General features: G+C 69.4%; 15 protein-coding genes and 1 pseudogene. 8 read left to right on the forward strand and 8 right to left on the reverse strand.

The annotated features are described in order from the left end of the window. Positions 1-108: 108 nt before the first annotated feature. Positions 109-1161 carry a glutamine-hydrolyzing carbamoyl-phosphate synthase small subunit gene (carA, locus tag IEX91_RS07050; protein WP_188877986.1) on the reverse strand — a complete coding sequence of 351 codons (1053 nt, stop codon included), beginning with the start codon at positions 1159-1161 and terminating at the stop codon, positions 109-111. 97 nt (positions 1162-1258) lie between these two features. On the opposite strand from carA, the gene IEX91_RS07055 reads away from it, so the two are divergent. Both IEX91_RS07055 and IEX91_RS07060 read left to right on the forward strand, forming a co-directional pair. Beyond that, positions 1259-1669 (forward strand): Lrp/AsnC family transcriptional regulator, encoded by a 411-nt coding sequence (locus IEX91_RS07055; protein WP_188877988.1) that lies wholly within the window; start codon positions 1259-1261, stop codon positions 1667-1669. Positions 1670-1994: 325 nt separating this feature from the next. Then, the gene (locus tag IEX91_RS07060) at positions 1995-2351 is read left to right on the forward strand and encodes a hypothetical protein (protein WP_188877989.1); all 357 of its coding nucleotides are present in this window, start codon (positions 1995-1997) and stop codon (positions 2349-2351) included. A gap of 196 nt (positions 2352-2547) precedes the next feature. Here IEX91_RS07060 and IEX91_RS07065 read toward each other — a convergent pair whose 3' ends face one another. Beyond that, entirely contained in the window at positions 2548-4017 is a 1470-nt protein-coding gene (locus tag IEX91_RS07065; protein ID WP_188877990.1) for a replication factor C large subunit, read from the reverse strand. Between the two features lie 63 nt (positions 4018-4080). After that, the gene (locus tag IEX91_RS07070; RefSeq protein WP_188877992.1) at positions 4081-4545 is read right to left on the reverse strand and encodes a universal stress protein; all 465 of its coding nucleotides are present in this window, start codon (positions 4543-4545) and stop codon (positions 4081-4083) included. Between the two features lie 353 nt (positions 4546-4898). On the opposite strand from IEX91_RS07070, the gene IEX91_RS07075 reads away from it, so the two are divergent. Genes IEX91_RS07075 through IEX91_RS07100 form a run of 6 tightly spaced genes read left to right on the forward strand, consistent with a single transcriptional unit; the run spans position 4899 to position 8367 of the window. Then, positions 4899-5210 (forward strand): DUF7116 family protein, encoded by a 312-nt coding sequence (locus IEX91_RS07075; RefSeq protein ID WP_188877994.1) that lies wholly within the window; start codon positions 4899-4901, stop codon positions 5208-5210. A gap of 60 nt (positions 5211-5270) precedes the next feature. Further along, the gene (locus IEX91_RS07080; RefSeq protein ID WP_188877995.1) at positions 5271-5804 is read left to right on the forward strand and encodes a mechanosensitive ion channel domain-containing protein; all 534 of its coding nucleotides are present in this window, start codon (positions 5271-5273) and stop codon (positions 5802-5804) included. Positions 5805-5856: 52 nt separating this feature from the next. Beyond that, positions 5857-6780: a metal-dependent hydrolase gene (locus IEX91_RS07085; protein WP_188877997.1), complete on the forward strand. Its 924-nt coding sequence runs from the start codon at positions 5857-5859 to the stop codon at positions 6778-6780. A gap of 52 nt (positions 6781-6832) precedes the next feature. Next, complete coding sequence (locus IEX91_RS07090) at positions 6833-7465, forward strand: hypothetical protein (protein WP_188877999.1); 633 nt, start codon at positions 6833-6835, stop codon at positions 7463-7465. Continuing rightward, positions 7462-8121, forward strand: a complete 660-nt coding sequence (locus tag IEX91_RS07095; RefSeq protein ID WP_188878001.1) for a hypothetical protein — start codon at positions 7462-7464, stop codon at positions 8119-8121. The genes IEX91_RS07090 and IEX91_RS07095 overlap by 4 nt, the downstream gene beginning before the upstream one ends. Positions 8122-8166: 45 nt before the next feature. Further along, complete coding sequence (locus tag IEX91_RS07100) at positions 8167-8367, forward strand: dodecin (RefSeq protein ID WP_188878003.1); 201 nt, start codon at positions 8167-8169, stop codon at positions 8365-8367. Between the two features lie 217 nt (positions 8368-8584). Here IEX91_RS07100 and IEX91_RS07105 read toward each other — a convergent pair whose 3' ends face one another. From IEX91_RS07105 to hisD, 5 genes and pseudogenes are all read right to left on the reverse strand, one after another. Next, complete coding sequence (locus IEX91_RS07105; RefSeq protein ID WP_188878005.1) at positions 8585-9223, reverse strand: hypothetical protein; 639 nt, start codon at positions 9221-9223, stop codon at positions 8585-8587. Positions 9224-9250: 27 nt separating this feature from the next. Beyond that, a complete protein-coding gene (locus tag IEX91_RS07110) occupies positions 9251-9616 on the reverse strand; it encodes a HesB/IscA family protein (RefSeq protein ID WP_188878006.1) in 366 nt (121 codons plus the stop codon). Between the two features lie 131 nt (positions 9617-9747). Then, positions 9748-9984: an ATP-binding protein gene (locus IEX91_RS16720; RefSeq protein WP_407647948.1), complete on the reverse strand. Its 237-nt coding sequence runs from the start codon at positions 9982-9984 to the stop codon at positions 9748-9750. Between the two features lie 451 nt (positions 9985-10435). After that, positions 10436-11464: pseudogene (locus IEX91_RS16725) on the reverse strand (histidine kinase N-terminal 7TM domain-containing protein); the annotation flags it as partial. A 181-nt stretch (positions 11465-11645) separates the two neighbouring features. After that, a complete protein-coding gene (gene hisD / locus IEX91_RS07120; RefSeq protein ID WP_188878434.1) occupies positions 11646-12923 on the reverse strand; it encodes a histidinol dehydrogenase in 1278 nt (425 codons plus the stop codon). Positions 12924-12944 lie beyond the last annotated feature (21 nt).

The raw sequence follows: 12944 nt of genomic DNA on the forward strand, positions 1-12944 counted from the left end.
GCTAGCGCGACTCGCGCGGCGTCATCGAGCGCCGTCGCTCGCCGCGCGAGTCGGGACAGGAAACTTCGGAGGACCGCCGGAATCCGAGAGAGCCGCGCGTTCGAGCGCTTACGCGGTGACTTGCCGGCTCTCCGCGAGTTCGAGAACTTCGTCGAAGAAGTCGAGGGTGTCGTGCGGGCCGGGGTTCGCCTCGGGGTGGTACTGGCGGGTGAGGATGCCGTACTCGGTGCTGTCGAGGCCTTCGGGGGTGTCGTCGTTGACGTTCACCTGCGTGACGGTGAGGTCGCCGGGCTCGGCGACCGTGTAGCCGTGGTTCTGCGTCGTCATGACGACCCGTCCCGTATCGTGGTCGAGGACGGGCTGGTTGACCCCGCGGTGACCGAAGTCCATCTTCTCCGTCGTCCCGCCGAGGGCGCGCGCGACGACCTGCTGGCCGAGGCAGATGCCCGCGATGGGGAGCTCGCCGGTGAAGTGCTCGACGAGGGTCCGGGCCGCCTCGAAGTTCGCGGGATCGCCGGGGCCGTTCGAGATGAAGAGGACGTCCGGATCGAGCGCCTCGACGTCCTCGGGCGTGGTGTCGTAGGGGAGGACGTGCACGTCGGCGTTCCGCGCGGTGAGCGAGTCGACGATGGAGCCCTTCGCGCCACAGTCGATCAGCGCGACGCGTGCACCGGATCCCTCGTGGTGGATCGGCTCGTCGACGCTGACGTCCGCGCCGATGTCCGTGATGTCGCTCATGTGCGGGCACGTGTCGAGTTGCGCCTTCGCCTCCTCGGGCGAGGCGTCGGGGCCGGCGGAGACGCCAACCTTCATCGCGCCGCGGTCGCGGATGTCCGTGACGAGATCGCGCGTGTCGACGTGGTCGACGGCGGGAACGCCCTCCGACTCGAGCCATTCGGCGACGTCGTCGGTCATCTCGCGCGCGACGACGGCGTAGGGGTGGACGCGATCAGACTCGAAGCGCTCCTCTCGGACGCCGTAGTTCCCGATGAGGGGGTAGGAGAAGGTGAGCACCTGGGCCTCGTAGGAGGGGTCGGTGAGACTCTCCTCGTACCCGGTGTAGGCGGTCGTGAACACGAGTTCGCCCTGGGCCGCACCCGGGGCGCGTGCACGCGCTTCGACTACGTCCCCCGTTTCGAGGGCGAGGTAGGCGTCCGACATTACGAGAAGCGAACGCACCTCCCGACAATAAGCCTTGCTTTCGTAGCGTCGTTACGAAATTCGTAACTCCTTTCGCACGCCACGCCGTCCGTCCCGTATGGACGACCTCGACCGGCAGATCCTGGACGTCCTCCGACGCGACGCCAGGACCCCCTACACCGAGATCGGTGACGAACTCGGCGTCAGCGAGGGTACCATCCGCAACCGCGTCGAGCGCTTGCAGGAGGACGGCGTCATCGAGCGCTTCACCATCTCGACCAGCACGGGGAACGTCAAGGCGATGATCGAAGTCGACGTCGCCGTCGACGTCGACACTCACCGCGTCGGCGATCAGATCGCCGAGTGGCCCGAAGTCGATTTCGTCTGGCAGGTCTCCGGCGAACTCGACATCGTCGTCGTCGTCGACGCAGACGACACCGGCCGCGTCAACGAACTCATCACCAAGACGCGCGAACTCGACGACGTTACGACGACGAAGACGCGACTCATACTGGACGAAACCCTGTAAATCGACCTTTTGCCGCGCTCGTGGTTCGAGAGACGGTGTCGCCGTCTCTCATCATCATGAAAGCGCGAAGCGCCTTTCGAATGACTTCGCTCGCTGGCAAAAGCTCGGCCAAAAGCGGCGTCGGCCACCTTCGGTGGTCTCGCCGCCTCGCGCCTCCGGCGCGAGTGAACCGGCGACCTACCGGGTCCTAACGACCGCTCGCTCGCGGATGCTATCCTCCGTGGTTCGTTCGGTCTATGTGTGTATCGGACGATACCAGTATCATCGTATTGTAAGGCCCGTATGCGGACGAACTGACTATATGCTGGGATACTAGACAAACCGTATGAACCGCGCCCTCCCTGTCGCACTCGGTGTCGGCGTCCTCGTCGCTGCCGCCGTCTACGCTTTGCTCGTCTCTGATTGGTACGTTGCGGGCTGTCTCGGTGGAACATACGCAGGAGTAGCGTACTTCGCGTCTGCCTACTCTAGTACCGTCTTCCGGTATCGAACGAGATTCACCGAGCGCACGGACAAGGTCGGTGATTTCATTGGTCTCATGGGGGTCAACCTTGGCATTCTTGCGTTCATCGCTTACCTCAACACGTCCACTCGCGTGACAGCCGCCCTCGTCATCTGGTACACTGGAGCCGTGGCATTCATCCTCTTTGCAACGCACGTCCGCCACGAAGTCGGCGCGTAAGACCGAGGGTCTACATCGAACCCTCCACGCGGTAGTGTTCGGCGACCGAGCGGGTCGATAGACCCCGGTAGGTCGCCGATTCCCTCGCGCGTTAGCGCGAGGCCGAGGAGGGACCGGAGATCCCGACGTTGGCTTTTGGTCGAGCTTTTGCAAGCGCAGGCGCGGCGAAGCCGCGCCGAGCGCTGCAAAAGGTCGTTTAGAAGAATTCGTCGAGGCCGCTCTGCATGTCGTCGTCCTCGGCGTCGTCGCTCTTCGTGTCCGTCTCCTGTTCGTCGACGAAGACGTCGGCCTCGTCGCCCGTTTCGTCGGTTTCCGCTGTATCCTCTTTCGCCTCGACGTCGGCGTCGACGTCCGTCTGCCCGGCGAACGCGCCCCCGGAGTGTTCGACGGCGGCTTCGGCCTTCGACGCCTCGGCGTCGGCGACGATGTCCGCCACCTTGTTCGTGTCCTTCCCGCTGCCGGTGACGAACGCGACGTGCTCTGCCTCCAGGTCGTAGGCGGCGGCCATCGCCACGGTGAGCTCGCGGGGCTTGCAGTGATGCGTCATTGCGGCGAGGAACGGCATGACCTCGCGGCGGGCGCTCGCCATCGAGCACCCCGATTTCTCGGCGATCTTGCGGGCGACGTAGTCGCGGGTGTTCCGCGTGCCTTTCGTCCGGCCGAGCTTCGACCAGTAGGACGGGGGGCCGTAGCGCGTCCACCCGCCTTTGGGCTCGCGGCGGGCGGCGGCGACGCCGGCGGCGACGTTGTCGGTCGCGTAGCGCCAGTAGGAGTAGTCCTGCGTGGCGCGCACGCGCCCGAGCCACTTATCGGCGTTCGCGAGGAAACCGTAGGCGTCCGCGAGCTCGGCCCTGCCGTAGTCCTTCGGGACGTTGTCCTCCACCCAGTTGAGGAGGTCGTCCGGCGTCTCGTCGACGTCGTAGGCGGCGTAGAGCGACTCCTGTGCGCCCTTCTCTTTGATGACGTCGTCGAGGAAGTCGAAGATGCCCTCGGTGGTGTCTCGATCACCGGTGACGATGTCGTCCTCGGTGAGGACTTCGCGTTCCTCGGCGAGCGCCTGGAGGTCGTTGATCGCCGACCGGAGGTCTCCCGCGTTCTTCTGGGCGAGCGCCGAGAGCGCGGCGTCCTCGTACTCGACGCCCTCGCGTCGACAGACGTCGCGGAGGACGGGGACGATGGAGCGCTTGCCGACGTCGCGGAACTCGATCTCCTGACAGGCGTTCCGGAGGGCGTTCGACATGTCGTAGTACTCGTTGGCGATGAGCACCATCGGCTGGGTCGCTTCCTTGACGAGGCGCGTGACGGCGCGCGCGCCCCCGCGATCGGCGTTCCCGTGGATGTTGTCCGCTTCGTCCATGATGACGAGCTTTCGACCGCCGGTGCCACCGCCGAGCGTGCCGGATTTCGCGGCCTCGCCAGCGACGCGCTCGATGACGTCCTTCGTGCGCGTGTCGCTCGCGTTCAACTCGATCGCGTCCCACCCCATGTCGTTGGCGAGCGCGTGCGCCGCGGAGGTCTTCCCCACGCCGGGGCTCCCGTGGACGACGACGGCTTCCCGGTGATCGTCCCACGTCTCCGCCCACTGCTTGAGGTCGTCGCGGGCCGAGTCGTTCCCGCGGACCTCCGAGAGCGTCGTCGGGCGGTACTTCTCCGTCCAGTCTACCATTACGCGAGAAGAGACGCGAACCGCGGTTAGGTGTTCCGGGACGGGCCGGATCGAACGCGCCGGCTACTCGGAGTGCGCGGCGACGTACGTCACCGGGCACGGCGAGTCGAGGATGATGTCTTGGGCGGTGCTGCCGAAGACGGCTTTCCCCGTCGGCGAGCGCGGCCGCCCGCAGACGAAGACCTGATCCGCGCCGACTTCGCCGGCGGCCGCGACGACCTCCTCCGCGACCTTGCCGACCGCGCCGCGGACCTCGTAGTCGATCCCGTGCTCGTCGAGCGTCGCGCCGAGGCGCTCGATCGTCTCGTGGTCCGCCAAGACGTCGTCGGCGTCGTCTCGGCTCGCCCCCTCGTGGCCGAGGCGCTCGGCGGCGTCGAGGAACTCCTCGCCCGTGACGACGTAGGTCAGCACGACCGTCGCCTCGGCCGGTCCGGCGACCCGCATCGCGGCGTCGAGCAGCCGATCCGCGTTCTCGTCGGTTATCGCCGGACTGAGCGCGACCAGTACCGTGTCGAGCGTCGGTTCCATGTCACTCCGTCGATCACGGATCGACATAATACTACGCCCCCGGGAGCGGTCGTGCGTGACGACGCGCGTTTCGCCCGACTGCGACGGATCGAGACCGCGTTCGCTGCCCGTCGATCGACGCGACCGGAGCTCCCGCGACGGAACACCGCGGCGCTTCGGAACCGCCTCGACCTGTCGCTTCGACCGGTGCCCGTCCGGAGGAGGGGCCGACTCGAACGGCCGAGAAAACCCTCTTCGCACACAAAACCCTCTGTTCGTACGCGAGAGACGGTATCCAGCGATTCGACCAAGCGGCGCGCCACCACGTCGAGCGTGACAACAGTTATTACCCATGCGCACAAATATCGTGATAGATGGTATCGAGTGCCATACCACCGTCGGACGAAGCGCGCGAGATATTCACCGACCTCGGGTACGAGGTGACCGGCGACGCGGAGAACAGCTTCCGCGCCGCACGCGAGTGGAAGGAGATCGACGTGCTCGCCGTGACCGACGAGGTGCGAACCGACGGGGACGATCGGATGCGCTGTTTCGTCACGTGGAACGATCACGTCGAGCGCCTCGAACGCGCGCTCTCGACCGAGGAGCACGACGCCGAGTGGGCGATCATCGGCGTCGCCGAGGACGGCGACTACGAGGTCGCGCGCGCTCCGCCGACGGCGTAACGCACCGATACCACCACACCGGGCCGTAGCTATTTGTCCGGTCCACCCGACGATCCGTGCGTGCTATCGCTCACGACTATCGTCACGGACACCCTCTCGCGGTTCATCGATGGGATCGTCGCCGCGCTCCCGAAGCTCATCACGGGGATCGTCTTCCTCCTCCTCGCCGCCGTCGGCATCCGAATCGCGGTGTGGGCGGCCGCGAGCGTCGTCTCGCGAACGACCGACCAGCCGATCTACGTCCAGTTCGTCCGCACGATCGTCGGCGTCTTCCTCTGGTTCGGCGCGCTCCTCGCGTTCCTCACGCTCGTCGGGCTCCCCGGGATCGCGGCCGCGCTCGGCACCGCCTCGGGCTTCCTCGCGCTCGGCGTCTCTTACGCCCTCAGCGGGATGCTCGCGGACGCCGTCGCCGGCGTCTACCTCCTGCGCGATCCCGACTTCAACCCCGGCGACCGCGTCGTGGCCGGCGACACCGACGGGACGGTGACGGAGATCGAACTCCGGAAGACCCGCTTCGCGGTCGACGACGGTGTCGTCGTGCGCGCGAACGCCGAGGTCGAGAAGAAGTGGACGAAGAAGACGGAATCGGAGTGAGCCGTGTCACACCGGCGGGGAGCATATACCCGCTCGACGCCTTTCGGGAGCTATGTTCGTCGGACACGAGACGATCGCGTTCGCCCTCGTCGCGCTCGCCGCCGTCCGCTACGGTCTCGGACGCAAGCGCGCGCTCGCGCTCGGCGTCGCCGCCGGCTGTTTCGCCGCCGTCCCCGACGTCGACATGGCCTACGCCCCGCTCGGCCTCCTCACCGTCCAGAGCGCCGACGCGCTCGCCGCCGCCAACGCCTTCTGGGGCGCGAGCACCGAGGTCCACCGCGCCGTCACGCACTCGCTCGTCGTCGCGCCGTTCGCCGCCGCCGTCTTCGCGCTCACCGCCGCTCGGCGGCGCCGCGAGCGAGCGCTCGCCGGGCTGGGCGCGCTCGCGCTGTCCGTGGGCGCGCTCGCCGTCTCCGGCGTCCTCGCCGGCGCCGTGATGGCGCTCTACGTCCTCGCGGGCATCGCCGTCGCGCTCGTCGCCGCCAGCCGCCTCGAACTCGGATCGCGCGCGCTCGCGGCGACCGCGCTCGTCGGCCTCCTCACGCACCCCTTCGGCGACCTCCTGACGGGGACGCCGCCGGACTTCCTCTACCCGCTCCCGTGGCACCTGCTCGCCGCGCGCCCCGCGCCGTTCGCCGACCCGACGCTCGACCTGCTCGCGGCGTTCGCGCTCGAACTCGCCTGCCTCTGGGCGGGCGTCTACGCCTATCACCGCGTCTCGGGGGCGCCGATCCGCGAGCACTTACACGGCCGGGCCGCCGCCGGCGCCGCGTACGCGCTCGCCGCGCTCGTCATCACGCCGCCGACGCTCGACGTCTCGTATCACTTCGTCTTCAGCGTCGTCGCCGTCGGCACCGTCGGTGTCGTCGAACCCACGAACCGTCGCCTCCCCGACCTCCCGAGCGCCGCCGTCACCGGTCTCGCGGCCGTCACCGTCGCCGGCGTCGGCTACACGCTCGCCTACCTGCTCCTCTGAGCGGGCCCGCCCGACACTTTTGTAACACGGCCCTGCGAAGCGTCGTAGAACGATGGACGGCACGCGACTCGGTCGGGTACTCGAGACCGAGCGGACGAACGCCGCGCTCTCGTGGGCGCTCGTCGCGCTCGTCGTCGCCGTCGCGGGCGCGAGTCTCTGGGAGGGAGACCTCGCGTGGAGCGCGTTCTGCGCGGGCGTCGCGGCGCTCGCCGTCGTCCCCCCGGCCGCGTATCGGAATCACCGCGTGATGCTCCCCTGGGAGGTGCTCGTCGTCGCGTTCCTCCCCGTCCTCGGGCACGCGCTCGCCACGTGGTGGCTGACGAGCGCTATCGCCACCTACCTCTCCGTGGCGGCGCTCGCGCTCGTCCTCGTCGTCGAACTCGACGTCTTCACGGCCGTTCGGATGACGGATCACGTCGCCGCGTTCGCCGTCGTCGTCGCTACGATGGCCATCGCGGGCCTCTGGGCGGTCGTCCAGTGGCTCAGCGACGTCTATCTCGGGACGACGCTCGTCTACGTTTCCCGCCCCGTTACGCCCGCCGTCGACGCCGCGTCCCTCGACGCGCTCATGTGGGACTTCGTCGCCGCGACCGCCTGCGGCGTCGTCGGCGCCGGGCTCTTCGTCCTCTACTTCCAGCGCCGCGTCCGCGCCGACGCGCGCTTCGCGGCGGAGGTGCGCGAATGAGGATCCGCGATCGCCTCGGGATCTCGAAGCACCGGCAGGCGCAACTCGCGCACGTCCTCCAGCTCTGTCTCGTCGGCTTCGTCTTCGTCGGCCTCTACGAGGGGCAACTCGGCGTCGTTGTCAACGCCGCCGTCGGCCTCGGCGTCTCCACACTCCCGGCCGTCCTCGAACGCGACTACGGCGTCCCGATGGACCCCGCCCTCGTCCTCTGGGTGACGCTCGCCGTCTTCCTCCACGCCCTCGGCACCGTCGGCGTCCCGGGGACGGGCTCGTTCTACGGGAACGTCTGGTGGTGGGACCACCTCACGCACACCCTCTCGTCGTCTGTCGTGGCCGCGGCCGGCTACGCCGCCGTCCGCGCCATCGACGAGCACACCGACGCCGTCTACTTCCCGCCCGCGTTCCTCTTCGTCCTCCTCTTCGTCATCACGCTCGCCTTCGGCGTCTTCTGGGAGATCGTCGAGTTCGCCATCTCCGAGGTCGCGGCCCTCGCCGGGGTCACGAGCGTCCTCACGCAGTACGGCGTCACCGACACGATGCTCGATCTCCTCTTCGACACCGCCGGCGCGCTCGTCGTCGCCGTCGGCGGGACGACGTATCTCTCCGGCGTCGTCGATACCCTCGCCGCGCGTCTCGACGCCCGCAGCGAGGAGTGATCCGTCGGCGGCCACGTTTAAGACGACGGCGGATGAAAGATCGGTATGGTCTACAAGAAGATCGACCTCGTCGGGACCAGCACCGAGAGCTTCGACGACGCCGTCGACGACGCGCTCGACCGAGCCGAGGAGACGCTCGACAACGTCTCGTGGGCCGAAGTCGTCGAACAACGCGTCGGCATCGAGGGGCACGACGACCGCCAGTATCAGGTCGAAGTCGAAGTCGCGTTCGGCCTCGACGACTGACTCGGCTGACGCGACGCGCATCCTTCCCCGATTTTTCCTTCTCCCTTTTCGGTGCTCACGGCTCCGCGCTACCCCGTCTAAATCACGCCACTCACGCTTCGCCCATGCTCTGTGTCCGTCGTTCCGCGAGCCCGCGCTATGTTCGTCCTCGCGCTACTCACGGGTCGTGCCCCCGCTCGTCCTTCCGCGGTTTCTCGCTATCCCTCGGAACCGCGCGCTACTCGAACCCCCGACCCCCGCTCACGTAGTCGGGACGCGTCGGCGGCTCCGCCTCGCTTCTCCCTTCGAGCACCGGGAGGTCGAGGATGCAGTAGTAGGCGCGGTACGCCCGCGCGACCGTCGTCGTGACGGCGCGAACGGCGTCGTCGAAGTCCTCGGCCGCGAAACGCCCGCCGGGGAAGAGTCGCCGGTGGACGTAGAAGTCCGCCAGCGCACCGTTGCGCGTGTAGTGGGGTTCGTAGATCGCGTCTGTCGTCTCGCACTCCGCCTCGATCGTCTCGACGGCCTCACGCATCCCGTCGGCCTCGTCGACGACGGCGCGCGCGGCGACGTGACGCTCCGGTTCGTCGCCGTCCTCGTACGCGACGTCCCGCGACGCGTACTCCTCGACGTCGGCGTCGCCGAGTTCGAAGGCGAGCGCTTGGACGGGCGAGTGGTGGGAGGTGACGTAGAGGTACTCAGCGTTCGCCGGGCCGTACACCAAGAAGGGCTCGTCGTCGACCGTGGTGAAGCGATAGCCGCGACAGTCGGCACCGTGGCGATCCGTGAACGATTCGAGCGTCCCCTCGTGGGTGTGGCGGGCGGCCTCGGCGTAGCCCGCGACGACTCCGAGGGCGTCCGCGCGCGTGCTGGGCATACCCGCGAAAGGGGGAGCGCGCCTAAATCAGGTCCGGAAGGACTCGCCGCACCCGCACTCGGCCTCGACGTTCGGGTTCTCGACGTTGAAGCCGGCGGCCTGCAGGCCGCTCTCGTAGTCGAGTCGGCTGCCCGCGATGTACTGCTCGCTCGCCGGGTCGACGAAGACGCGCAGGCCGTGGGCCTCGACGATGGTGTCGTCCTCCTCGGGCGCGTCGTCGAACCGCATCCCGTAGGAGAGCCCGGCGCAGCCGCCCTGCTGGACGAAGAGGCGCAGGCCCGCGACGTCCGTGTCCAGCCCCTCGCCGTCGAGCAGCGAGAGCGCCTGCTCGGCGGCGTCCTCCGTCACGCGGACCGTCTCGGCCGGTGATCCGCTGTCGGCAGTCGTACTCATACACGTGGCAACGTCGCCCAGATGGTTAACTGTGGCGTCGGATGGGCCATCCGCCGGTACCCCGGACGGAGCGGCCGGACGACGCCGCGCGGGAGGCGCGCGCGTCTGATCGGCGACCCGCCGCGGCGGCTTCACGATCGTCCGACTCGCTCAGCGCCGCGGTCGTCGACCGGCGTCGTCTCCGGGAGCCAGAGTCTGACCGTCGTCCCGTCGTCGGTCCGCTCGAAGGTGACGTCGCCGCCGAGGCGACGCAGACACCAGACGACCGTCCACAGCCCGAGCCCGCTCCCGTGTTCGAGGTCGCTCTCCGTCCCGTTCGTCAGCACCTCGACCTCGGCCGCCGGGATCCCGGGTCCGTCGTCGTGCACCGCGAGGACGACCGCGTACTCGTCGCCGTCGGCGGTCGACGGACGGCGTCGAGTCGATCGCGTGCTCGATGGCGTTCTCGACGACGTTCTCCAACGCGAAGGCGAGATGTCGCCGGTCGGTGGCGACGACGAGGTCGTCGGGTCCGCGCCCCGTGATCGCCGCCCGTTCGTCGAACTCCCCGACGACTTCCGCGACGACGTCCGTGACGGCGACGTCCGCGATAGCGAGGTCGCGATGTCGGAGCCGATCGAAGCGGCGCGCCTTCTCGCCGATGGCGGCCAGCGCCGCCCCGCTCTCGTGTGCGGTGGCGGCGAGCGTCCGTATCTTCGGGTCGTCGGCCTCCTCCTCGATGACCGCGGTCGACCCGAGAACGGTCGTCAGCTTGTTCCGGAGGTTGTGCCGGAGGACGCGGTTGAACACCTCCAGTCGCTGTTCGTTCTCGCGCTCGGCGGTGACGTCGCGGAACAACAGCGTGTGACCGACAACGGCGTCCCCCGAGACGAGCGGCGAGCGGTGGACCGCGAACACGTACCGTCCGTCGTCGGTCGTGACGGTGATCGAGTGGTCGTCCCCGTCCCGGACCGCGTCGAGGTCGACGGTGAGGACGGCCGCGGCGTCGCGGCCGATCGTCGCCGCTTCGTCCCCGTCGACGAGGACGTCGAGCGCGGCGGCGTTGACGTCGACGATCCGGCCGGCGTCGTCGACGACCACGACGGGGTCCGGGAGCGCGTCGATCGCCTGTTCGTCCGCGACCCGGCCGGCTTTCGGACTGGCGTCGAACAGCTGCTTGCCGGCGAACGCGTACGCGTCGAGGCCCGCGTGGACCACCGAGAGGGGGACCGCCCAGATGAGCGTCGAGGCCGGCCCGAGATCGAGGACCCACACCGCGACGCCGACGCCGGGCGGGACCGTGCTGAGCGCGACGGCGACGGCCTCGCTCCGGTAGAGCGGGCCGTAGCTGAGTATCGTCTCGACGAGCAGGTAGACGCCGACGGCCACGTACGCCATGTCGACCGCGAGGGTGGCGAGCGCGCCCGACCGGAAGGTGTAGTCGAGCGTGACGACGCCGAGGACGCGGACGGGGGTGGGATCGGTCCAGAAGAGGCCGTGGAACGACGACGTGAGGAGGAGGAGGCTCCCGAGCGCCGGGACGACGGCGAGGGCGGCGAACGCCATCCACCCCCGCGAGCCGACGCGCCCCGTGTATTCGAGCGCGAACCCGAGGAAGAGATAGCCGAGCCACACGAGCGCGAGGACGCACACCACCTCGAAGGCGACGCGCCACGTCGGCGCGGTGACGAACAGCCCCACGCTGTACGCGAGACACCCAACCGCTTGCGTGGCGATCGTTGCGAGGAGCCAGTCGACGCTCGGCCGACCGCGGCGGGGGAGGAGGTACGCGGTGAGCGCCGCCAGCGAGACCGCCGCGGCGACCGACGCGACGGCGACCGGCGGGACCGGCTGCGAGAGCGCGTTCATCGGGGGGACCCCTCCTGATCGCCGGCGCGACGCGGACGCGTCCCCACGTCAGACGTGTGTGGTCCCGCTGACGGGGCGCACGGACGCGCTCGGACGCGGCGCGGGCGTCGGCGGCGAGAACGGCGATCGAACGGCGCGGCGTCGGCCGGCGCGCCCGCCCGTGACCGACGCGCGTCTCGCGTCACTCCGTGTCCGCGAAGCGCGCGTCGACGCTGTTCGCGTGTCCCTCCAGTCCCTCCGCGTTCGCGAGGGTCGTCACGGTGTCGCGCAGGTCCGCGAGCGCGTCCCGATCGAGGCGCTGGACGGTGCTCGCGCGGAGGAACGTATCGACGCTCAGCCCGCCCTTCACGCGCGCGCCGGCGTTCGTCGGGAGGACGTGGTTCGTCCCCGTCGCGTAATCGCCCGCCGCGACGGGCGTGTACGGCCCGAGGAAGACGCTCCCCGCGTCGTCGATCCGATCCAGGATCCCCTCGTCGTCGGCCGCTTGGATCGAGAGGTGCTCGGCGGCGTACTCCTCCGCGAACAGCACGGCCTCGCTCATCGAGCGCGCGTGGAAGACGCCGCTGGCGTCGGCGTCGAGCGCCGACTCGATGACGTCCGCTCGCTCCCGGTCGGCGATCCCGTCCGCGACGGCCTCGCTGATCGCCTCCGCGGTCGCCTCGTCGTCCGTCACGGCGACCACGGACGCCTCGGGGTCGTGCTCGGCCTGCGCGAGCAGGTCGGCGGCGACGTACTCGGGCTCACAGGTCTCGTCCGCCACGACGCAGACCTCCGAGGGGCCCGCGAGGAAGTCGATCTCGACGTCCCCGCGAACCTCGGCCTTCCCCGCGGTCACCCACTTGTTGCCGGGCCCGACGATCAGCTGCGTGCGGTCGACGGTCTCCGTCCCGTAGGCGAGCGCGGCGATGGCCTGCGCCCCGCCCGCGGCGTACACGCGATCCGCGCCCGCCGCGTGGCAGGCCGCGAGCGTCACGGGGTGCATCTCCTCCGCGGGCGGGGTCGCGACCGCGACCTGCTCGACGCCCGCGACCTTGGCGGGCACCACGGTCATGATGACGCTGGACGGGTACGTCGCCGCCCCGCCGGGGGCGTACGCGCCGACGCGCTCGATCGGGCGGAACCGACGGCCGAGTTCGCGTCCGTCGACCGTCTCCGTCCAGTCCTCGGGGAGCTGGCGCTCGTGGAACGCCCGGACGTTCCCGATCGCCGTCTCGATCGCCTCGCGGACGTCGTCGTCGATGTCGTCGTACGCGCGCGCCGCTTGATCCGTGACGTCGACGTTTCCGACCTCGACGCCGTCGAACTCGCTGGAGAACTCGCGGAGCGCGGCGTCGCCCTCCGCGCGGACGCGCGAGACGATGTCGCGGACGTCGTCGCGCACCGCGTCGATGCCGGCGTCGCGCTCGAACAGCGCGCGCCGTCGCGCCGGCCCGAGAGCCGCGAGCGCCTCGGCTTCGATGGTCATATCGGATCTCTCGGG

The organism is Halarchaeum nitratireducens (assembly GCF_014647155.1).
Taxonomy (GTDB): Archaea; Halobacteriota; Halobacteria; order Halobacteriales; family Halobacteriaceae; genus Halarchaeum; species Halarchaeum nitratireducens.